The organism is [Clostridium] polysaccharolyticum (assembly GCF_900111595.1).
In the GTDB taxonomy this organism is placed as follows: domain Bacteria; phylum Bacillota; class Clostridia; order Lachnospirales; family Lachnospiraceae; genus Clostridium_AI; species Clostridium_AI polysaccharolyticum.
This window is the reverse complement of sequence record NZ_FOHN01000010.1, coordinates 13,507-35,194: the sequence shown is the minus strand read 5'-3', so window position 1 is coordinate 35,194 and position 21,688 is coordinate 13,507. Positions and strand designations below refer to the sequence as shown.

At 37.8% G+C, this 21,688-nt stretch carries 18 protein-coding genes; 3 read left to right on the top strand and 15 right to left on the bottom strand.

Annotation, left to right across the window (positions count from 1 at the left end):
- Positions 1 to 182: 182 nt before the first annotated feature.
- The 6 genes from BMY85_RS08035 to BMY85_RS08010 form a co-directional block, all read right to left on the bottom strand.
- Positions 183 to 1,328: a glycerate kinase family protein gene (locus tag BMY85_RS08035; RefSeq protein ID WP_092477762.1), complete on the bottom strand. Its 1,146-nt coding sequence runs from the start codon at positions 1,326 to 1,328 to the stop codon at positions 183 to 185.
- Between the two features lie 102 nt (positions 1,329 to 1,430).
- Entirely contained in the window at positions 1,431 to 2,309 is an 879-nt protein-coding gene (locus BMY85_RS08030) for a LysR family transcriptional regulator (protein ID WP_092477761.1), read from the bottom strand.
- A gap of 119 nt (positions 2,310 to 2,428) precedes the next feature.
- Entirely contained in the window at positions 2,429 to 3,370 is a 942-nt protein-coding gene (locus tag BMY85_RS08025) for a thiamine pyrophosphate-dependent enzyme (RefSeq protein WP_092477760.1), read from the bottom strand.
- Positions 3,371 to 3,406: 36 nt separating this feature from the next.
- Entirely contained in the window at positions 3,407 to 4,588 is a 1,182-nt protein-coding gene (porA, locus tag BMY85_RS08020) for a pyruvate ferredoxin oxidoreductase (protein WP_092477759.1), read from the bottom strand.
- A gap of 2 nt (positions 4,589 to 4,590) precedes the next feature.
- Positions 4,591 to 4,893 (bottom strand): 4Fe-4S binding protein, encoded by a 303-nt coding sequence (locus tag BMY85_RS08015; RefSeq protein ID WP_092477758.1) that lies wholly within the window; start codon positions 4,891 to 4,893, stop codon positions 4,591 to 4,593.
- Between the two features lie 44 nt (positions 4,894 to 4,937).
- On the bottom strand, positions 4,938 to 5,540 hold the full coding sequence (locus BMY85_RS08010) for a 2-oxoacid:acceptor oxidoreductase family protein (protein WP_092477757.1): 603 nt from the start codon (positions 5,538 to 5,540) through the stop codon (positions 4,938 to 4,940).
- A 257-nt stretch (positions 5,541 to 5,797) separates the two neighbouring features.
- Between BMY85_RS08010 and BMY85_RS08005 the strand changes: the two genes are divergently transcribed.
- A complete protein-coding gene (locus BMY85_RS08005; protein WP_177180703.1) occupies positions 5,798 to 6,886 on the top strand; it encodes an amidohydrolase family protein in 1,089 nt (362 codons plus the stop codon).
- Positions 6,887 to 6,923: 37 nt separating this feature from the next.
- Here BMY85_RS08005 and BMY85_RS08000 read toward each other — a convergent pair whose 3' ends face one another.
- The 5 genes from BMY85_RS08000 to BMY85_RS07980 all read right to left on the bottom strand — a co-directional run bounded on the left by BMY85_RS08000 (position 6,924) and on the right by BMY85_RS07980 (position 13,477).
- A complete protein-coding gene (locus BMY85_RS08000; protein ID WP_092477755.1) occupies positions 6,924 to 8,642 on the bottom strand; it encodes a GGDEF domain-containing protein in 1,719 nt (572 codons plus the stop codon).
- Between the two features lie 26 nt (positions 8,643 to 8,668).
- Positions 8,669 to 10,276: an EAL domain-containing protein gene (locus BMY85_RS07995; protein WP_092477754.1), complete on the bottom strand. Its 1,608-nt coding sequence runs from the start codon at positions 10,274 to 10,276 to the stop codon at positions 8,669 to 8,671.
- Between the two features lie 351 nt (positions 10,277 to 10,627).
- Positions 10,628 to 11,254, bottom strand: a complete 627-nt coding sequence (locus BMY85_RS07990; protein WP_092477753.1) for a hypothetical protein — start codon at positions 11,252 to 11,254, stop codon at positions 10,628 to 10,630.
- Between the two features lie 172 nt (positions 11,255 to 11,426).
- Complete coding sequence (gene pckA, locus BMY85_RS07985) at positions 11,427 to 13,031, bottom strand: phosphoenolpyruvate carboxykinase (ATP) (RefSeq protein WP_092477752.1); 1,605 nt, start codon at positions 13,029 to 13,031, stop codon at positions 11,427 to 11,429.
- A 188-nt stretch (positions 13,032 to 13,219) separates the two neighbouring features.
- The gene (locus BMY85_RS07980; protein ID WP_092477816.1) at positions 13,220 to 13,477 is read right to left on the bottom strand and encodes a hypothetical protein; all 258 of its coding nucleotides are present in this window, start codon (positions 13,475 to 13,477) and stop codon (positions 13,220 to 13,222) included.
- Between the two features lie 176 nt (positions 13,478 to 13,653).
- Here BMY85_RS07980 and BMY85_RS07975 point away from each other — a divergent pair, with 176 nt between their 5' ends.
- Entirely contained in the window at positions 13,654 to 14,475 is an 822-nt protein-coding gene (locus BMY85_RS07975) for an alpha/beta fold hydrolase (protein ID WP_092477751.1), read from the top strand.
- Between the two features lie 67 nt (positions 14,476 to 14,542).
- Here BMY85_RS07975 and BMY85_RS07970 read toward each other — a convergent pair whose 3' ends face one another.
- On the bottom strand, positions 14,543 to 15,496 hold the full coding sequence (locus BMY85_RS07970) for a carbohydrate kinase family protein (protein WP_092477750.1): 954 nt from the start codon (positions 15,494 to 15,496) through the stop codon (positions 14,543 to 14,545).
- Positions 15,497 to 15,737: 241 nt separating this feature from the next.
- On the opposite strand from BMY85_RS07970, the gene BMY85_RS07965 reads away from it, so the two are divergent.
- Entirely contained in the window at positions 15,738 to 17,726 is a 1,989-nt protein-coding gene (locus BMY85_RS07965; RefSeq protein ID WP_092477749.1) for a cellulase family glycosylhydrolase, read from the top strand.
- An 87-nt stretch (positions 17,727 to 17,813) separates the two neighbouring features.
- On the opposite strand, the gene BMY85_RS07960 is transcribed toward BMY85_RS07965, so the two are convergent.
- The 3 genes from BMY85_RS07960 to BMY85_RS07950 form a co-directional block, all read right to left on the bottom strand.
- The gene (locus BMY85_RS07960) at positions 17,814 to 19,295 is read right to left on the bottom strand and encodes a hypothetical protein (RefSeq protein ID WP_092477748.1); all 1,482 of its coding nucleotides are present in this window, start codon (positions 19,293 to 19,295) and stop codon (positions 17,814 to 17,816) included.
- A 227-nt stretch (positions 19,296 to 19,522) separates the two neighbouring features.
- Positions 19,523 to 20,185, bottom strand: a complete 663-nt coding sequence (locus BMY85_RS07955; protein ID WP_143066346.1) for a hypothetical protein — start codon at positions 20,183 to 20,185, stop codon at positions 19,523 to 19,525.
- A gap of 58 nt (positions 20,186 to 20,243) precedes the next feature.
- Positions 20,244 to 21,686, bottom strand: a complete 1,443-nt coding sequence (locus BMY85_RS07950; RefSeq protein ID WP_092477746.1) for a TrkH family potassium uptake protein — start codon at positions 21,684 to 21,686, stop codon at positions 20,244 to 20,246.
- Between the last annotated feature and the right edge of the window lie 2 nt (positions 21,687 to 21,688).

Here is a 21,688-nt window from a genome sequence, read left to right as displayed (position 1 = left end):
ATGCAAAATAAATAACATTTACAAAGCTATTACTACTTGACTTAACTTTAACATTATCTAATTGTAATTTCAACTATTTTCATAGAAAATCCAAAAGTAGTCATAATCCACATAGCTTCCTTTTGAATTTTCTGCTATTTTTCTGATTTACATTTTGACACTAACCTTTCATACCTCTCATTTTACTGCTTTCTATAACACTTTATCAAACGGAATACTTGTTCAACCGTATCCATCAGATTGTTACAGGTATTGTGGTGATCCATGGCTTCTTCTAAAGTAACAGCCCTTCGGACAATTGGAAAAAACGCATCAATTCCTTCGTGATTGCACTCCACAGCTTCTTTCGTTACACCCCCCGCAAATGCAAGAACCGTTTTGTCATATTTCTTAGCCAGTTTCGCAACACCAACTGGAGCTTTCCCCATAGCTGTCTGTCCATCCATACGTCCTTCACCAGTAATTACGATATCAGCCTTCTTAACATAATCCTCTAGTTCTGTTTCTCTCAAAACAATCTTAATTCCAGATTCCAGGATGGCATCTGTAAATGTCAGAAATGCAAATCCCAAACCGCCAGCTGCTCCTGTACCTGGTGCATTGGCATCAGCCTTTGAAAATGTCTCTTTTACCAGATTTGCAAACCTGTCAAGCCACTGATCCATATCCTTAATCATTTTCTTGTCAGCACCCTTCTGTGGTCCATAGACTGCACTACATCCTTGTGGTCCACATAAAGGATTGGTCACATCGCATGCTACTTCAAAATGGCATTCTTTTAATTCTGGAAGAACATGAGCACATCCAATGGAAACGATATCACGGATTCCTTTTGCACCATAGGCGACTTGTTTTCCATCAATATCTAAAAATTCATAACCTAAAGCTTGTAACATTCCAATTCCGCAATCATTGGTCGCACTTCCTCCTATTCCTACAATAAATTTTCGGCATTCTTTTTGAATGGCATCTTTTATAATTTCTCCCACACCAAATGTAGTAGTATGAAGAGGATTTCTTTCCTCGGATGTAATCAGGGTAATCCCTGCGGCACTGGACATTTCCACTATTGCTGTCTTCTGGGCTTCCAAAATACCATATTGTGCTTCCACCTTTGCACCAAGTGGTCCTGTAACCATTACTTTTTCCAATTTGCCTTTCATTCCTTCCACTAAGGCTTCCACCGTTCCTTCTCCTCCATCGGCAAGAGGACGTACGCAAACATGAACATCTGGTTCTATGCGGGCAATTCCTTTTGCAATTACATTCCCAGCTTCTACCGATGATAAACTCCCTTTAAATGAGTCCATTGCTACAACGATTTCCATTTTATTTCCTCCATGTAAATGTTATGAATTGCAAAAAACTCCTCTCAGTTTTAAACTGCAACTAATAAGGAGTTTTCTTAAGATTATGTCTTAATATAAATTTTATTTTACATTTTTATAATTTTCTAAAATATAGTTATACATGCTTCGAACTGCTGGAGCCATGAAATCAGGATTCATGGCGGCTATTCCGATAATTCGGCAGGCAGCTGGCTGAATCGGATATGTGTCAACCTCATAAGGAATATCCTGCATAACCAGTTCTGGCATAAGACAGATTCCAAACCCTTTTTCTACTAAACGTATTGTAGATAAATCATCTACCACATGATAATTGGACTGAATTCTAAGTTTATTCTCCTTTAGGAAATTCTGAATATCTGCATCAGTACATTCCCTTTGTGTTACGAACTGATGGGCACGCATTTCTTCAATATCCACAAAATCTGGATTCCCAGAATTTTTCATGCCTTTTGGCAGAACGCAGATAAGAGGATCACAGTATAAAGGCTGAATGGGAATATCTTTTGCACTGGATACCGATAAAAAGCCAAGATCCACAACACCATTTTTTATCCAGTAAGCTACATCATCATAGGTTCCCTGAAAAACTTCTATATGAATGCCTTCGTATAATTCACGAAATGACTTGAGAATGTCTGGAAGCCAGCTGGTGCATACACTGGAAAATACACCAATTTTCACCTTTCCTGTCTTCAAACCATTCATTTCATCTATTACTTGCTTTAAACTTTCATCACTATTTAATACTGCATTGACATATGGCAAAAGATGCTCCCCATAATTGGTCAGGGTAATGCCTGCCTTGCTTCTTGTCACAACAGAGAATCCCAATTCACTTTCCATGGAGGATATCGCATGGCTAATTGCAGATGGTGTCAAACCAAGGATATCTGCTGCTTTGTGAAAGCTTCCAATCTCAGCAACCGTTTTAAAAACCTGATAGGTAAGTAACGTCATGCAATCGAATCCTTTCCTTATTTATATTATATTTCGTCCCACATCGAAATTATATCCTTTTGTTCCGTTAAAATCAATAAAAGCTGTATACTAACCTAATAGTACACAGCTTAATTTTGCTATCTTGCACATTTATACTGCAGATCTTCCCAACGGTGGTCAACTTCTGCCTGGAACTGAACAAGCAGATCCTCATTTCCCTTCTTAAACAGATGTTTGAAACGTCCCTGTTCTTTCAAGAAATCTTCAATAGGAAGTTTCTTCTTTGGCTCATAGGTCAGATGCCATTTTCCATGATCTACTTCAAACATTGGCCAGTAGCAAGTTTCTACTGCCAATTTACAAATCTTCATAATTTCAGAAGTTTCATATCTCCATCCTCTAGGACATGGAGTCATAATATTCAAAAAGCAGGCACCTTCTGTATAAATGGCTTTTTCTGCTTTTTCATGCAAGTCTTTAAAGTTGCTTGTAAATGTTGTCTGTGCCACATAAGGCACATCATGGTCTGCAATGATACTTGCAAGATCTTTACGGTTCTGCATTTTGCCATTGGACTGCTTCCCAACTGGTGTTGTAGTGGTATCGGCATACATTGGTGTTGCAGAAGACCGCTGAATGCCTGTATTCATGTAAGCACCATTGTCATAGCAGACATAAACCATGTCATGGCCACGCTCCATTGCACCGGATAAAGACTGAAAACCAATATCATAAGTGCCACCGTCACCACCGAATGTAATAAATTTATACGTAACATCCTTAGGAATTCTGCCACGTTTTTTCAAAGCCCGATAAGCAGTTTCCACACCACTTAAAGTAGCTCCTGCATTTTCAAATGCGTTGTGAATATAACTGTCTTCCCAGGCAGTATAAGGATACATAAAGGAAGAAACTTCAAGACAGCCTGTTGCATTACCAATCACAGCCTGATCTCCTTCATGAAGTGCACGAAGTACGGCACGCACACCAATTGTTGCACCACATCCAGCACACATACGATGTCCAGGTGACAATCGTTCTGGTTTATTCATAACCTCTTTTAAACTATAGTTGCTCATATGTAATCTCCAATCCTGCGATAATATCGTTGCAATTTACTTTCTAAGTCCAACATACTGATACTGCTCTACCACTTTTCCATTTAATTCAGCATCCTCTAGTTCTTCCAGAATGCTATATACATCTTCTACGGTAAAATCTCTTCCTGCTAATCCGTAAATATAATTTACTGCAGTTATCATCACCCGATTGCGGTATAATCCTGCAGTTACTTCACTTCCAAGTGGTCCACCGTTTCCATTATAGCTTTCGGTACGATCCATAATTGCAACTGCCTTACAGTTTCTCAGTGCATGGGCCAGTTCGTCAGCTGGGAAAGGACGAAATACCCTAAGTTTAATGACACCTGCCCTCATGCCCCTTGCACGCAGATCATCTACCGCCTGCTTAGCAGTTCCTGCTGCCGATCCCATAATCAGCATAATGTAATCCGCATCTTCTGTTCTATATTCTTCAAATAATCCATAACTTCTTCCAGAAAGGGCTTCAAATTTTCTGGCCACTTCTAAAATGACTTCTTTAGAATTCTTTAATGCAATTTCCTGATTCTTTTTGGCTTCCATTGCATAATTCGATACGGAATAAGGACCAACAGCAACTGGTTTTCCTGGATTTAACAAAAATTCTTCTGGCTGGTATTCGCCAACAAAATCTTTAACGTCTTTATCTTCCAACAATTCAATATTCATTACAGCATGACTGGTAATAAAACCATCCTGGCAGATCATAATAGGCAAATGAACCCTAGGATCTTCTGCAATCGGATATGCCTGAATAAAATTATCGTATACTTCCTGATTGCTTTCTGCATAAATCTGAATCCATCCAGTATCTCTTGCTCCCATACCGTCAGAATGGTCACAGTTGATATTGATAGGTCCAGATAAGGTACGGTTTACCAATGCCAATGCACATGGCATACGATTGCTTGCAGCAAGAAGAAGTTCTTCCCACATAAGGGCAAGCCCAGCCGAACTTGTAGCTGTCAGGCTTCTTGCTCCGGCAGCTTGCGCTCCAATCGTTGCACTCATAGAAGAATGTTCACTTTCTACTGGAATAAATTCGGTGTCCATCTCACCATTAGCAATATACGTGGATACTATCTGTGGAATCTCAGTTGATGGAGTAATAGGAAATGCTGGCATAACATCGGGATTTACCTGTTTAATTGCATAGGAAACAGCTTCATTTCCTGACATACGTTCTTTTTTTGCCATGATTATCTGCCCTCCTTCATTTCAATCGCCTGAAAAGGGCAGACCTTGGCACATATGCCACAGCCTTTACAGTGATCATAGTCAAAATCCAGCCGTCTGGAATCTTTTACTGGAATGCTTCCGTCCGGACAGACAGGAGCACAAAGCAAGCACTGCTTACATAAATCTTCGTGAAATACTGGTGTATTGGTTCTCCACTCGCCTGTGCAGAACTCTTTTGCAGTTCCTCCTGCAAACATCATAAGACCTTCTGTTAAATCCTGATGTGAAGTGTGTTCATTAATTTTATGTACGTCTGTTCTCATAGTCTCTCTCTCTTACCATTTATTTTTTAATTCTATCAAACATATTAAGCTGATTTTTCAACCTCCATAGCTGGCTCTAAAGCTTCAAATGTCATAGCCAGTGCTTTCATGTTTCCATCAATTACTTCTGGTTTCTTAGCAAATTTATGCTGGTAACTAGCACGCATTTCTGTAATGAAATCGTCCTTCTCCATTACTTCGCTTACTGCAACTGCTGCAGCCAGCATTGGAGAGTTCGGGAAGTATTTTCCAAGAGCACTTATTGAAATTTTTCTTGCATCTACGGTAAATACACGCCCCTTATATCCATTTAACAACGGAAGAATCTCGTCTGCACTCTTTGGAGTATTTACAATAACTGCACCTTCCTTTTTTAATCCCGCTGTTACGTCTACTGTATGCAATAAAGTTTCATCCACTACAACAACTAAGTCTGGTGTATAAATATTGGAGTGTACGCGAATTTCGTCTCTGCTAATCCGATTGTAAGCTGTAATTGGTGCTCCCATACGTTCTGGACCATATTCAGGAAATCCCTGTACATATGCACCCGTTTTGAATGCTACATCTGCTAATAAAAGAGCTGCTGTTTTTGCTCCCTGGCCGCCTCTTCCATGCCACCTGATTTCTAAGCTTTTACTACTCACGATTTATCTCTCCTTTATGAATTAGATTCATTTTTAACATTACTATTTTTCATCTAAATATTATTATAATCTCTTTAAAGAAAATGTAAAGTGAAAATGTGAAATGTTTTCATCATAAAAGTGAACAGAATTGAACACCGTATGCCGATCGGAAGAAAAAATTGTTATTTATTATAGTTTTTTTCCTCAATTTGCTATATTCCTCTTATAATTTGCCTTTTACAACAAAGGAAGTGATAAAATTAATTATTCCTGGCATGACAGATCTTCATGTTCATGGACCACAATATGCTTTTCGCGGACTTGGCATGGATTTAGAATTATTGGACTGGCTGAATGCCAATACATTTCCAGAAGAAAGCAGATTTGAGGATCTTGCTTACGCAAAAAAAGCCTATGAGATTTTTGTTTCCGATCTGAGAAATAGCACCACTACAAGAGCCTGCATATTTGCAACACTCCATACAGAAGCAACGCTGCTTTTAATGGACCTTCTGGAAAAAAGCGGTTTACATACTTATGTAGGAAAGGTGAATATGGATCGCAATGGAACACCTGCCCTACAGGAAAAAGATTCCGATACTTCTTATGCTGATACAGAAAAATGGATTTTACACTCCTTGCAAGCTTATTCCAACACAAAACCAATTCTGACACCACGCTTTATTCCATCCTGTTCCGACGAACTGATGAGGAAAATCAAGAAACTGGAAAAACGGTATCATCTGCCAGTACAGTCTCATTTGTCCGAAAATATAAATGAAATTGCATTTGTAAAAGAGCTGGTTCCCTCTTCAAGCTGCTACGGGGATGCCTACCGCCAGTTCGGTTTATTTGGAAACGAAGTTCCTACTATCATGGCACATTGTGTTTATAGTAATAAGGAGGAAATAGAACTGATGAAACGAAGTGGTGTATATATAGCCCACTGTCCTGAATCCAATATTAATCTTGCCTCTGGAATTGCACCAGTTAGAAAATATTTAGAAGAGGACATGCACGTAGGACTTGGTTCGGACATAGCGGCTGGTTCTTCCTTAAATCTGCTAAAATCCATGGCAATGGCAATACAGGCTTCTAAAATTTATTACCGCCTTGTTGATCAGTCAAAAAAGCCACTTGCTTTTTCTGAAGTATTTTATCTTGCCACACTGGGAGGAGGAAGTTTCTTCGGAAAAGCTGGCACATTTTTAAAAGGATATGCTTTTGATGCAGTTATCCTTGATGATAGCCACATCCGCTCACCCCGTAAAATGAATTTAGAAGAACGAATGGAACGTGCTATGTATTTAACTGATGAAATTAAGATAATCCATAAATATATAAATGGAAAATTTATATTCTAACCCAAAAAATCCAGCCAGAATTCCGGCTGGATTTTTTTCAGCGATGAATTATATTATCCTCTGGCATAGACGCTTTCATCCGTTTTTTACATTCATACATTCTGCGGTCCGCCGTTTCATACATCTGTTTCATGGTACATGGTTCTTCTAAAGATGTAGCATAGCCATAAGCAATGCGGATTTGATATTTTAACTGCTCTTTGGCATTATACTGTTTGACATTATCCTTAAAGCGTTTTAAACCAGAAGTTAATGTCTCATATAAATCTTCCTTTGCAAGAATAACAACAAACTCATCTCCTCCGATACGATAACACTCTCCTCCAATTTCCTCAAAAGCGTTTAAGATAATCCTGGAACTTTTCACAAGCATTTCATCACCGTACTGGTGACCCAGCGTATCATTTACTACTTTCAAATTATTAACATCAAACATAAGAATTGCCGCATTTTCCTGATCTAACTGAATAGAATCCATCCGTTCTTTAAATGCAGTCCGGTTTGAGAGATTGGTCAAGCCATCTTGATATGCAAGCTGGCTTATAAATTCCGCTTTTGCTCCTATTCTTACTGCATGAATGATCTTTTCCAGACTCGCCACTCCAAAACATATAATAAACAGAAGCAGTCCAAGCCTCACATAAATGGTATCATCCGCAACATTACTTAGATAATACCGAAAAATATCTATTACCGTTCCTGCCAGTAGCGAAATAAGTCCCAGACAACGAAATACATGATAAAAATCCGAACCTTTTCTTTCCTGATAGGTGTTATTTTTACGAAAGACTAATGAAATTAATATAAGTACACCTAGTGCCAGCATTATATGGGTACATATTAATGTTTTCTGCACATCTGCGACATCTGTTATCTCAAGAATCCAGACACTTAAAAATTCTGTAAAAGAAAGCAGGGTATAGACTTTCAATTCTTTGTAATGTATAAATCCCATGGAATAACGGATGTAAAAGAATAATGGCAAGACAATCAAGCTTAAAAATAAGCTCTCTGCTATTTGCGTTGTCCTTCCATCTCCTGAAAAAAGCTCCACAACATGTGTTGACATAAGTCCCCACAGTCCCACAGCCAAAGAAAGCAGGCCAAGTGCAAGCAATTCATGATTTTTTTTATTCATGATATTAATGGGGATATCTACTATGATAAGCAGCACACTGACAAAAAGAAACAGCATGCATGTTAAAACAGATAGCGTCTTTTCTTTTGCAAAATGAAGCCAATAGCCTTGTGGCAGGCCAAGAGACATATCTAAAAAAGTAGCACTTTTACCAGCATAAACAAGTTCAAACCTCATTTCTAAGGTCTTTCCTCCCATGTACTTTTCTATGGGAATTATACTGTATTTCCTTCCAAAAGAATTCTCCACTTCCTGAGTTTTGGGACTATATACATCCTCTAGCAATACATCATCTACATAAAAATGATATAAAATATTTTTAGCAGTTATATTTAATGTATATCCCTCTTTTATCTGATTAGGAATACGATGATATACGGAATATTCTTTCTTTTCTTTTCTTCTTCCCTTTTGATACAGATTTTCCAAATTTGCCCGATTTCCTCTTTCATCTACCCAGCCATCCATAAAAGAAAAGGTTTCCTTGTATTGCTGTTCCACTGGACTTTCCATTTTATATTTTCTATTTGCAATAATCAGAAGTATCAAAGTTAGTACAAGCATAATTCCATAAATGCACCATACCGTCCTCCAGACTTCATTTAATTTTTCTTTCATTTAACTATTCATCCCTTTTTGTACGGTTACACAACCATAGTTGCTGAACCGTATGCTTTAATCGGATTTCCTGTTTCATCAAATTCCGTAGTATAACGCACAAAAAATGGCACACGATCTGCTGTTAAGGGGATTATCGCCTCTAGAGATTTCACCCCATTGGCAATCTGTTTATGCCAGTCACGGTACATGTCTGCATAATCACTTGGAAATACTCCCCATTCAAACACTGGTTCTGGATAATTCGCTACCAGTGGGGGAAAACCTAGATCTCGTATGCACCGGAAGCATGGGCGCATTTCCTTGGTTGCTATGGTATATTCCCAATAATAGATATTGGCGTGTTCACTGACAACTTTAAACTGCCTTTCCGTTTTAAGCAAAGAACTCATGCGAGTTGCTTCCGCTGTAATATTCCGAACCATTGCATAAAATAAATAATTCTTTTTACATTTACCAATCATGCGGATGCTGCTTCGGATAAACAAACGGTCATCTCCACAGCAAGCTGATTTTATGTTACGCCAGGTCTCGCATTCTTCCTCATCTTGTGATTTGATAGCACATTCCAGAGTTGAAATGTATTTTTTACGATCCTCTTCATCCATCTGATCTAAAATATCGCCTTCTATAACCTCTTTTTCAGATAAATTCATGCTCAGTTCTTTTAAATATTTTTTGTTGACTCTAGTTATCTTTACCTTGCCTTCATTATATTCAAATACCACTGCCGCACCTACATAATTGCTGAAAATCAAGGTATCTAAAGATTCTGGCGTCCAGAATGTACAGGCATCCAGATGGTCAATCAGTTCTTTTTCAGAATAGAACTTGCCGAGTTTTCCATCTTGTATCATTCCATATAGGATTTCTTCTGGAAGCGGTTTTTCATATAAATATCCTTGTATGTAATCACATCCAATACTTCCTAAGAAATTGGCCTGTTCTTTCGTCTCCACTCCTTCTGCGATAATAGGCATGCCAAGCCATTGTGCCATACGCACCACGGAATTCAAAATAATGCCTGCACGGTTATTCTGGGTAATGCTAGACATAAATTTCATGTCAATTTTGATAATATTAAAGGAAATGTCTTTTAATACATTTAAAGAAGAAAAGCCACTTCCAAAGTCGTCCATCTCAACCAGGTAACCAAGTTCATTTAGCTTTGTAATAATCCCATTTACTTCTATCTCCCGTTCCATTGCAACGGATTCGGTCAACTCTACACGTAAATATTTTGACGGAACTCCATATCTGTTTCTAATCTGCTCCAGCTTCTCGACAAATCTGTCTTGAAAAATATCGTATCTTGAGAAGTTAGAAGAGATCGGTATGATATGCAGGTTATCCCGCATACATTTTTGAATAAATGCACATGTGTATTCAAATATATAAAAATCAAGCTCAACGATCTGTTTGGATTCTTCTATTGCTGGAATAAAAATTCCTGGCGATATCAGCCCCCTCTCTGGATGAATCCACCTAGCCAAAGCCTCTGCCCCAATCATCATGCCCGTAGAATGGTTGTACTGTGGCTGAAAATAGGCAACAAACTGCTTCTCTTTTATCGCATGTTCAAATTCTTCGCATACTTGCTGTGAAGTCATTGGTTCATACTTTTGATTATCCATTCGAATTCCTCCAATTCAGATTTCCTCGGGTAATACATTTTATCTGTTTTTTATTTCGTTATATCATTGCATAATGAGGTATTTGCATGCCTTGAGATTATTTGTAAGGATTTAATATTGTGTGATTAAGAAATGAACGATTATGATATGTCCTGTGCAAATAGTTTGACTCGAGATATTTTTGTACTCTCTTTATTATAACATTTACTAATATTTGATACAATGCTATTTTGCAAATTCATTAGACCATCTGTCTGCACGATCTCCTGTAAATTCTTTTTGTTAATCAATATTTTAAATGTTACCAAACAAAAAACTGCTAAAGAACCACTTCTCTCACAGTAAGATTTTCTATGATTTTTTTAAAATAACTTTTTCTCCTTCTACAGTAACGGTCATTTCTTTTTGGTTCTTGCTGATTTTAATTCCGTATTCTCCAGAAACACTAGATGTACTGATTATAATTCTGCCATCTGTAATAGAATAAGCTGCCACAGTTTCCAAATCCATAGTACCATCTGCCAAAAACTTATAATTTACTCCCATGGATTCATTTTTAAAAGTCCCTTCAAATGGATCTGTGCTGCTTAATCCATCGTCTCCGCTTTCTAACTCAAACTGGCTTGCAGATGGCTGAATCTCCATGCCGTTCTGAACCTGAGTAAATACATATTTTCCATCAAGATTTTTTATGGTACAGGAAAAAGACGGCATTCCTTTTTTTTCTTCTGGCTTTGCCAGTGAAACTAGCATGCTGTCTTCTCTTTGTTCTTTTGTGTAGCCGTATTCATTGATCATGGTCAGCTGGCCGTCTTTTGTAAAGCTCCATTTTTCAATTCCTGCTTCATTTGCCTCAGCAGCTATGTACGTGGACGATAAAAATGTTTCCTTACCTGCTGTCTGCATGTCTTTGCCAGAACAGGCTGTGGCAAGCAGCATTGTGGCTGTCAGGCAGAAGGCGAATAATTTCTTCTTCATGATTTTCCTCCTAAAGAATGGCTTTGTTCTATGGGTATTAGAAAAACAGACAACTAATCCCACCATTTTGGCGAGGTTAGTTGTCTACAGTCTGAGGCAGAAGCTAATGCTTCTGCCATTTTTAAAATTTAAACAATCTTCTAAATTAATTTTACACGCTCTTTTGTTCTGATTATAACTGAGGGCCAGCAGAAACTAATGCTTTGCCAGCTTCGTTTCCTTCGTATTTAGCGAAATTCTTAGTAAAACGCTGTGCAAGATCCTTAGCTTTTGTTTCCCATTCAGAAGCATCCGCGTATGTATCACGAGGATCAAGAATGTTCGTATCTACACCTGGAAGTTCAGTTGGAACTTCGAAGTTGAAGAATGGGATTTGTTTTGTAGGAGCTTTTGCAATAGAACCATCAAGGATTGCATCAATGATACCACGAGTATCTTTAATAGAGATACGTTTTCCTGTTCCATTCCAGCCTGTATTTACTAAGTAAGCTTTAGCACCGCTTTGTTCCATTCTCTTAACTAATTCTTCTGCATATTTTGTAGGATGCAACTCTAAGAAGGCCTGTCCAAAACATGCGGAGAAGGTAGGGGTAGGTTCTGTAATTCCACGTTCCGTACCAGCAAGTTTCGCTGTGAATCCAGATAAGAAGTAATATTTTGTCTGTTCTGGAGTCAAGATGGATACTGGAGGAAGCACACCAAATGCATCTGCGGATAAGAAGATTACGTTCTTAGCTGCAGGAGCAGAGGAAATTGGGCGAACAATATTTTCAATGTGATCGATTGGATAAGATACACGGGTATTTTCTGTTACACTCTTATCTGTGAAATCAATCTTGCCATCTTCAGCGATTGTAACATTTTCTAATAAAGCGTTACGTCTGATGGCATTGTAGATGTCTGGTTCAGAATCTTTGTCAAGATCGATAACTTTTGCGTAGCATCCGCCTTCAAAGTTGAATACGCCGTTGTCATCCCATCCATGTTCGTCATCACCGATAAGAAGACGTTTTGGATCTGTTGATAAAGTTGTTTTTCCTGTTCCGGAAAGACCGAAGAAGATTGCTGTATTTTCGCCGTTCATATCTGTGTTTGCGGAACAGTGCATAGAAGCAATTCCTTTTAATGGCAAGTAGTAGTTCATCATGGAGAACATGCCTTTTTTCATTTCTCCACCATACCATGTATTAACAATAACCTGTTCACGGCTGGAAATATTAAATAATACAGCTGTTTCGGAGTTTAGTCCTAATTCTTTGAAGTTTTCAACTTTTGCTTTAGAAGCATTGTATACGATAAAGTCCGGCTCGAAGTTTTCTAATTCCTCAGCAGTTGGTTTAATAAACATGTTTTCAACAAAATGTGCCTGCCAGGCAACTTCTACAATGAAACGTACTGCCATTCTTGTATCCTTGTTTGCTCCACAGAATGCATCTACTACAAAAAGCTTCTTGTTAGAAAGTTCTTCAATAGCAATTTTTTTAACAGCCTCCCAGGCTTCCTGTGTTGCTGGATGGTTGTCATTTTTGTATTCATCTGTAGTCCACCATACTGTGTCTTTTGAGTTCTCATCAACAACGATAAATTTATCTTTAGGAGAACGTCCTGTGTAAACACCTGTCATTACGTTCACAGCTCCAAGTTCGCTTTCCTGTCCCTTTTCAAATCCTTCTAAATCCGTTTTCATTTCTTCTTCATATAAGGCTTCATAAGAAGGATTGTAAACAACTTCTGTAGTCCCAGTAATACCATACTTACTTAAATCAACTTTTGACATTTTACTTAACCTCGCTTTTCTTAGTGTATTTTCTCATCAAAATTCTAAATCGACTAACCTTCCCATAAAAGTATTAGAACAATCATTGATATTATGTCACGAACTCATGCAAAAATCAATGGTTTTTCGTCAAATTCTTATCAAACTTTTTCCCTTCCTCTATAAATGTTGCTTCTGAAGTGTCCATTCTATTTATCAAAGTCAATCTGGAATTCCCCTTCTGGGCATTTTATCGTTAAAATTCCAAGGTTAAACTGAGCATCCATAATTGTAATATTATATTCAAATACTACATCTTCTTCAAATTTGGACAGCAAAAGGTACGTACCATTTTCTTTTCCTTCGATCTGATCGCAGATATCATCGTATACATCAGAACCGTTAATGGCTCTTGGATATCCAGATTCTTTTATTTTGTCTTCAATTGCTTTATATAATTCATTCATATTTGATACTCGCTTTCTTTTCTGTTTATTTGTAACAAGCATATCATAGATTGTCTTTAAAACACAGCCTGTATTTCTTATTCTTCTTTAACTCCATAAGTATTCTTTTGTCAGGAACATTTTCATCTGTTAAGGCATAAAATAAAATAACACTCCCCTTTAAGGATTGAACCCTTATGAAATATTGGATTGAAGTAGAACCCAATGTCAAAGTATTTGCTGAAGACATAAATCCTGACGGCCAAGAGACGATTCTTTTCCTTCACGGCTGGCCGTTGTCCCATGACGTGTTTGAGTATCAGTATGATGCTCTGCCATACAAGAACATACGCTGTATCGGCCTTGACACACGAGGGTTTGGCCAATCCGACCGCCCAGCTTTAGGATATGACTATGATCGCCTGGCCGAAGACTTGCATCAGTCAATCGAGAGTTTAGGACTTGAAAATGTGACTCTTGCTGCTCATTCTATGAGTGGAGCTGCTGCTATCCGCTACATGGCAAATTATAACCAGGATCACGTGAAAAACTTAGTTCTGATTGGTGCGGCTGCTCCAAGCCTTGTAAGACGGAAGAATTTTAATTTTGGAGTATCCAGAGATTTTATTGATACTCTGATTCAGGAAACAAGAAACAACCGTCCCCAGATGCTACATAACTTTGCCCAAACCTGTTTTTATAAGTTTTCTTCGGAAACCTTTACAGACTGGCTGGTTTACTTAGGTTATCAGGCCGCTGGCCATTCCACGATACAATGTGCTATTACTTTCCGCAACGAAACCTTATTCAAAGACCTGCAAAGAATTACTGTTCCAACCTTGATTATACACGGTGTCCATGACCAGGTTGTGCCCTATCCTTTGGCGTTATTCTTAAGGCAATGTATTGCCAATTCCTACATTGTTCCATTTGAAGAAAGCGGACATTTGCCATTTTATGAAGAACAGATTAAATTTAACACAGTTTTAACAGGTTTTATAAACCAGCCTGTTCAATAAAAATAGCAAAACCCAAAAAAACTATTGCAAAACCGGTTTTCTGTTTTGTAATAGTTTTTCTGGCTTTTTAGAATCTTTCAACATCACAAGTATTTTTTTCCAAGTACTCTTCTACCAGATCATGTCCCATATCCGGATGAATGGTATCTTCATGAGAAATGGTAATGGCAGACATGGCAATGGCATATTCTACTGTTTTTTCGATGGAAAACCCTTGCATATACCCATAACAGATTCCAGCAACACAGGAATCCCCTGCTCCCGTTACGTTCACAACAGGTACTTCCTGATTCTTTACAATACCTTCTTCTGAACCATTGAAATAATACATGCCTTCGCTGTCTAAGCTTATAAACACATTTTCTACCCCAAGGCTTTTAAAGTAAGCGCCTGCTTTGCGAATATCCTCATGGCTTCGGATAGAAAATCCACATAGTACTTCTGCTTCGTTACGGTTTGGCTTAATAGTATGGAATTTCCCTGTTAAATGCTTCACCTTTGCCGCTTTTGCCGCAGACACAGGATCTAATACAAAACGTGTCTTTCCTTCATATTTTTCCAGAATATATTCTACAATAGCTGGATTGTCGATATCCAGTACCATATATTCCGCATTTTCAATAAGCTCTGCCTTGGAATCAATGAATTCCTCTGTTACCAGATCTGTAATTTTCATATCAGCAATAGCGGACCGCATTTCTCCAAGTTCATCTAGAATTGCCATATAAGTAGGCGTGGATTCTCCTTTTACAATAAGGGAATCTTCCATATCCAAATGAATCTTTTTCGCATAGTCTAAAATGCTTTTTCCTTTTTCGTCGTCACCTATGACAGATATAAATTTTGTATCTATACCCATTCTAGCCAGGTTTTCTGCAATATTTCTACATACTCCTCCAAAAGAAACTCTTACCTTCCCCGGATTGGAGTCATTCGTCCTATAATTCTGGTACGCAAAGCCAAAAATATCATAAACGGATACTCCATAAACTAACACATACGGTCTTATATTACTGCTCATGCCCTTCAATCTCCTAAATTTTTATATAAGAACCATAATATATCGCATTTTTTGCCTAATTGCAACTGCTAATCATGGCAAAGTGCCAAAAAATCGTCATTTCTTATAATATGCCTATATTTATTTGGTAATTATCTGTATTTTCAGTGGATTTTATTAATGGTATAATGGGATTGTAGAAAAACTGGAATACAACCACCTTTTTTCTACCAGTTTCATTGAAAATTCAGAGGAGGTTATTATGAAAGCAATGTCAAAGAAACGTAATTTCAATGCGCTAGTATCTTTTGTAATGATTCTAGCACTTTCGCTGTCTTTCCTGCTGCCTAATGCTGCCTTTGCTGCAGCTGCAAAAACAGATGCAGTAGAATTGAAAACGGAAGGAAGTTCATGGAATGGTGGTTTTTCTGTGAATGTCTATGTAAACAACACAGGAACGCAAACCATCACAGACTGGAAAGTAGTAATTGAGAAAAATGGTTTTACACTTTCCAGCATCTGGTGTGCTGATTCAAAAGCATCCAGTGATACCTATGTGGTAACTCCTAATGACTGGGCAAAGTCAATTAGTGCAGGTTCTTCTGTAAACTTCGGTTTCTGTGGTACCGGCAAAATGCCAGAAGATACACAGTATACTGTTGTTTACAAAATCAATGGAAAAGAATATTCTACTGGTGATGTAGTACCAGACACAGAGCCTAGTACTGCTCCTAGTGTTGTTCCTAGCACAGAACCTAGTGTTAAGCCTAGTGCAAAACCTAGCGTAGAGCCTAGCATAAAACCTAGCGTAGAGCCTAGCATAAAACCTAGTGCAAAACCTAGCACAGAGCCTAGTGCAAAACCTAGCGTAGAGCCTAGCATAAAACCTAGTGTTAAGCCTAGTATAAAACCTAGCACAGCTCCTGCTGGTGATGCAAAATCCGGTGATGACTGGTTACACGTAGAAGGTACAAATATCTGCGACAAATATGGCAATAAAGTATGGCTGACTGGTGCAAACTGGTTTGGATTTAACTGCCGTGAAAGAATGTTATTAGATTCCTACCATAGTAACATTATTGCAGATATCGAACAAGTTGCGGATAAAGGCATCAATGTTGTCCGTATTCCAATTGCAACTGATTTATTATATTCCTGGAGCAAAGGCATTTACCCAGCTTCTACTGATACAAGCTATAATAACAAAGCACTCGCTGGTTTAAACAGTTTTGAGTTATTTAACTTTATGCTTGAAAATTTCAAACGTGTAGGCATTAAAGTAATTCTTGATGTACATGGTGCTGAAACTGACAATCAGGGACACAATTACCCAGTATGGTATAAAGGTTCCATTACAGAAGAAGTATTTAAAGCTGCCTGGGTCTGGGCTGCAGACCAGTACAAAAATGATGATACTATCATTGGATTTGACTTAAAGAACGAGCCACACACCAATACCGGGGATATAAAAATCAAAGCACAAAGTGCTATCTGGGATGACTCCAGTTTAGCAAACAACTGGAAACGTGTTGCTCAGGAAACAGCATTAGCTATCTTGGACGTACATCCACATGCACTTATTTTCGTTGAAGGTGTTGAAATTTATCCAAAAGACAGCATCTGGGATGATGAATCCATCAATACAAGTGCCTGGGGCGGAACAAATGACTACTACTGCACATGGTGGGGTGGTAACTTAAGAGGTGTTAAGGATTATCCTATCAATTTAGGAAAATACCAGAGCCAGCTTGTATACTCTCCACATGATTACGGTCCAATCGTTTTCAATCAGTCCTGGTTCCAAGGTGATTTTGAAAGTGCATCTGACAAGGAAGCCTTCGATATTATGTACAGCCAGTGCTGGCATGACAATTGGGGATACATTATGGAAGATGGCATCGCACCTCTTTTAGTTGGTGAATGGGGTGGTATCACAGAAGGAAATCATCCACTACTGGATCAGAACCAGAAATATTTAAGATGCATGAGAGATTACATCATTCAAAATAAATATTCCTTACATCATACTTTCTGGTGCATCAACATTGACTCTGCTGATACAAACGGATTGCTTACTCGTGATGAAGGTACTCCATTTGAAGGCGGACGTGACTTAAAATGGAATGATTACAAATATGATAATTACTTAAAGCCTGCTTTATGGCAGACAGCAGACGGAACATTCATCGGACTTGACCATGAAATTCCTCTAGGACATAATGGTATTGCTTTAGGAACAACACAATACTAATAAACGAAAAGAGACAGGAAGTATCTGATGCAGTTCTGAAGGAAATCTTTTTCCTTCAGAACGTTCATACTATCCTGTCTCTTTTGACTAACTTCCAAATACTATTACTCCCTTTTCCATTTCTATATTTTGTTCAAAATATTTATTCACATCCATTAATAATCCAGACATTTTTTTATCTTCCGGCTTTTTGTTTCTATTTTCACTATAAAAGCGGTATATGTTTGCAAAAGAAAATTCTTTTGCCATTGCTTTTGGGACAACATATTTTCCATTTTGATTTTTAGACAATCCCTGAAGCAATTCCTGAACTTTTTCAAAACAGAATCGAAGTATTCTTTCGTCTCCTCTTGTTACATGATTATTGACTGTCGTATATCCTGTCTCTATTGTTCTCTTATCGATGCCTGTAACGGGATTATCAGGTGTATTGACAGAGGAACGTATACTAAATACAGCACGGTACGTCTGGCCCTTTCCTGCACAAGTCTCAACTGTAACCCCACCACCAGTTTCAGCAGCGTTCTCAGTCAACCATAAAAAATAATGATAGCTATATCCACTTACACTGGAATATATTCCAATATTTTTTTCTATATACTCGTCTGTAGATACTTCCTTTCCACTCTCAGCTGTCTTAGGATAAAGCTCTGCCATCAACCATGCAAACCCGCTACAATCATCGCCTCTCAACGCAATTTCAGGGTCATCAGGTGTTTCCTTGGCAAGTTCTAGCAGAATAAATTGCCTTTCTTCCAGCATCTCTTCTTTTCGTCTTTGTATTTCTTTAAGACAGTTATGTATTTGTTCCCTTTCCTCTAATTTCATTTCATGGAAAAGAATATTACCCGCATGTTTTATAACATAGACAGCTGATAATAAAAAGTCTTTACCAGCATGTTTTTTCACAACTTCATAATACATCGCCAGTTCTGCTTCCAAGTTTGCCAGGTCATCCCCATAAATTACACCTTGCTTCAACACGGAATCCATCACTTCTTCCAGTCTAAAAGTGAATATCAGCACCGATTCATATTCTGTTAAGTGCTTTCTCCAGCCATTTTTCCTCTTTTTAATCATTTTCGGATTCTGTCTACTGCTTTTTTTTTCTTTTTTTAAGGTATGCATATTAGCAAAATACTGTAAGATATCATGACTCGTTATTTTCCCCTTATTATCATCTGCTATTTTTTTTATAGCTGAATCTTTTATCTTAGTTTTTCCATAATCAGTAAATTGAACAGACGTTGCGGTATCTCCATCTACTGATGCAATTTCTTCACCATTATTACTGTAAAGACTCCGGCTAATTCCAGGCTGTATTCTAACATTTACTGATGGTGGTTTCTTTTTTTCAGGTGGTTTGCCTGATAACTGCACAGTTTTCCCACTAGAATCTGATTTTGTTTCCTTTCCTTTTAATTGAAGAACATGAAAATCCCTTGCCTGAAACGGAACAGTATGTAATGGGGAATTCTCCAATATATCCTGTTGCGTATTATCCTTTTTTCTTTGCAAACCACCCAAACCATGATAATTTTTTTTCTTTTCTTCCTTTGTTTTGTACATAAACATTCCCCATTTTCTCTGTTTTATGCTAACCCAAAAGCAAAAATGCTCTAACTGTCATGGGTCAAAGCACTTTTGCCAATACCTCATATTTAAAAATCAATCTCTTTAAAAAGCCACAGAACCCCTTTTGCACACAAGTACGTATTGCATGATATTAAACTGCCTATGTCCTCCTTTGTTCCTATAGCATGCTATATCCATGCATAATACAAATGACCTGTCTTTTAGTTTTTCAATACTTGAATGGTTGTTGCTGTTGTCTGCGGTGGAGTACTAGATGAAACAAAGTTTCCATGTTCCACTCTGATAAACATGCCTGGAAGAATATGATCCATAGGAATCATTCTGCTTTGGGAACTAAAAATCACCGTTTCCTCTGACACTACGATACAAAGCACCTGAAGAGGATCGTTTATTGGTGCAATCAAGATATGTCCTATCCGTATATTTACCTGCAGAACCTTTCCTTCAATCGCATCCGTACCAAATGGTGCTGATACCACTAAGATTTGAAATGCTTCTGTCATGGCATTATCTGATTCAATAAAATCTGAAGCAATTAACGCATCAATTACCATCCCTTCTTTTAGTACATCTGGGAAAATGGCCTTCTGTTCCTGATCGTATAGTTTTGTATAATATTCAGAAACCAGCAGTTCCAAAGATTTTATCCGCTCAGTGGTATTTTGATATGGCTCATGGTAAGTAATTCTGACATGAAAGGTCATTTCTTCCTTAAAAATTTCTTCGATTACTGCATCCTTTATCCATTTTACATCAATCTCCTCCAAATACGGTTCTTGTTCACTTGTCATATATGCGGGTGGAAATCCACTCCTTGCATCTATCTTTTGATCCATTGGCATCTCTTGATTTAATCCATCCATAGAAAGCTCCATATACTATTTTCTTAATTTAGTATATGTCTGGAACCTGCTCATCATTCTAATGATTCTTTCTCCATATCCAAGGTGAGAATAAAATTACCATAGGAATCAGTTCCAGTCTTCCCGCTAACATATCAAACATGAAAACACATTTTGAAAACGAATTAAATTTTGCAAAGTTCTCCATAGGGCCAACTCCGTCCAGACCTGGCCCGATATTATTTAATGTTGCCGCTACAGAGGTAAAACTTGTTTCAAAGCTAAAGTTCTCTAAGGAAATTAAAAGAACCGAAGCTACAAATACAGCGAAATACAGCACAATGTAAGTGTTTACGGAACGTACTACTTCATTGCTTACTTTTTTTCCTTCCATGCTAATGATCCGAACACTCTTAGGGTGAACAAAAGATTCAATTCCATTCTTAATATTTTTATATGCAATTACAATTCGAGATACTTTTATGCCTCCACCTGTACTTCCAGCACAAGCACCCACAAACATAATCATTACGAGAATGCATTTTGAAAATGTTGGCCACAAGTTGAAATCTATTGTGGAAAATCCTGTTGTAGTAATGATAGATGCAACTTGGAAAAATGCCTGCTGCAATGCTGACCAGACTGAAGCAAAAGAATCTCTGATATTGAACCCAATTAAAACTGTGGATGCTGCCACGATTCCAATATAAGTACGAAGTTCTTCACTTTTTAATATCTGCTTTGGCTTTCTAATCAATATTAAAAAATAAACGGAAAAATTTACACCAAATACCACCATGAATACAGCAATCACATTTTGCAAGAATACATTATATTCTGCAATACTGGAATTACGAATGCCAAATCCTCCAGTTCCCGCCGTAGCAAAGGATGTCGTAACTGCATCAAAAAAGCTCATGCCACCAATTAAAAGAAGTACACATTCCACTGCAGTAAGTGCAGCGTAAATTCCGTATAAAATGACAGCTGTGGAACGTACACGAGGTACTAATTTACCAACACTTGGCCCTGGACTTTCTGCACGCATTAAATACATGTTATTGCCACCGGCTAAAGGCAGAATGCATAGTACAAATACCAGAATGCCCATGCCTCCAATCCAGTGGGTAAAACTTCTCCAGAACAAAAGGCTTTTTGACATTGCCTCTACATCTGTTAAAATAGTAGCTCCTGTAGTTGTATATCCTGAAATAGTTTCAAACAATGCATCAAATACAGATGGAATCTCTCCACTAAACAGAAACGGAAGTGCACCAGACATACTAAGAACTACCCAGCCTAATGCAACACTTACAAATCCGTCTTTTGCATAAAACAAACAGTTTCTTGGTTTTCTTACGGTTGCTAAAGCTCCAAATGCTAAACTGATTCCTGCTGCAATAAGGAAAGAAAATCCACTTTCTTCTCTGTAACACAATGCAACTAAAGAAGGAACCAGAAGAAAAATTCCCTGAATATTTAAAATCCATCCTAATATATAAACAATAAAACGATAATTCATCT

What these genes read in the sequence shown, in the direction of transcription:
- BMY85_RS07975 (WP_092477751.1), top strand. Translation starts at nt 13,654, where the DNA reads ATGAAATATTGGATTGAAGTAGAACCCAATGTCAAAGTATTTGCTGAA.
- BMY85_RS08035 (WP_092477762.1), bottom strand. Translation starts at nt 1,328, where the DNA reads ATGGAAATCGTTGTAGCAATGGACTCATTTAAAGGGAGTTTATCATCG.
- BMY85_RS07955 (WP_143066346.1), bottom strand. Translation starts at nt 20,185, where the DNA reads ATGGATGGATTAAATCAAGAGATGCCAATGGATCAAAAGATAGATGCA.
- BMY85_RS08015 (WP_092477758.1), bottom strand. Translation starts at nt 4,893, where the DNA reads ATGAGAACAGACGTACATAAAATTAATGAACACACTTCACATCAGGAT.
- BMY85_RS08000 (WP_092477755.1), bottom strand. Translation starts at nt 8,642, where the DNA reads ATGAAAGAAAAATTAAATGAAGTCTGGAGGACGGTATGGTGCATTTAT.
- BMY85_RS07950 (WP_092477746.1), bottom strand. Translation starts at nt 21,686, where the DNA reads ATGAATTATCGTTTTATTGTTTATATATTAGGATGGATTTTAAATATT.
- BMY85_RS07960 (WP_092477748.1), bottom strand. Translation starts at nt 19,295, where the DNA reads ATGTACAAAACAAAGGAAGAAAAGAAAAAAAATTATCATGGTTTGGGT.
- BMY85_RS07980 (WP_092477816.1), bottom strand. Translation starts at nt 13,477, where the DNA reads ATGAATGAATTATATAAAGCAATTGAAGACAAAATAAAAGAATCTGGA.
- BMY85_RS07990 (WP_092477753.1), bottom strand. Translation starts at nt 11,254, where the DNA reads ATGAAGAAGAAATTATTCGCCTTCTGCCTGACAGCCACAATGCTGCTT.
- BMY85_RS07995 (WP_092477754.1), bottom strand. Translation starts at nt 10,276, where the DNA reads ATGGATAATCAAAAGTATGAACCAATGACTTCACAGCAAGTATGCGAA.
- pckA (WP_092477752.1), bottom strand. Translation starts at nt 13,031, where the DNA reads ATGTCAAAAGTTGATTTAAGTAAGTATGGTATTACTGGGACTACAGAA.
- BMY85_RS07965 (WP_092477749.1), top strand. Translation starts at nt 15,738, where the DNA reads ATGAAAGCAATGTCAAAGAAACGTAATTTCAATGCGCTAGTATCTTTT.
- porA (WP_092477759.1), bottom strand. Translation starts at nt 4,588, where the DNA reads ATGGCAAAAAAAGAACGTATGTCAGGAAATGAAGCTGTTTCCTATGCA.
- BMY85_RS08030 (WP_092477761.1), bottom strand. Translation starts at nt 2,309, where the DNA reads ATGACGTTACTTACCTATCAGGTTTTTAAAACGGTTGCTGAGATTGGA.
- BMY85_RS08005 (WP_177180703.1), top strand. Translation starts at nt 5,798, where the DNA reads ATGACAGATCTTCATGTTCATGGACCACAATATGCTTTTCGCGGACTT.
- BMY85_RS07970 (WP_092477750.1), bottom strand. Translation starts at nt 15,496, where the DNA reads ATGAGCAGTAATATAAGACCGTATGTGTTAGTTTATGGAGTATCCGTT.
- BMY85_RS08025 (WP_092477760.1), bottom strand. Translation starts at nt 3,370, where the DNA reads ATGAGCAACTATAGTTTAAAAGAGGTTATGAATAAACCAGAACGATTG.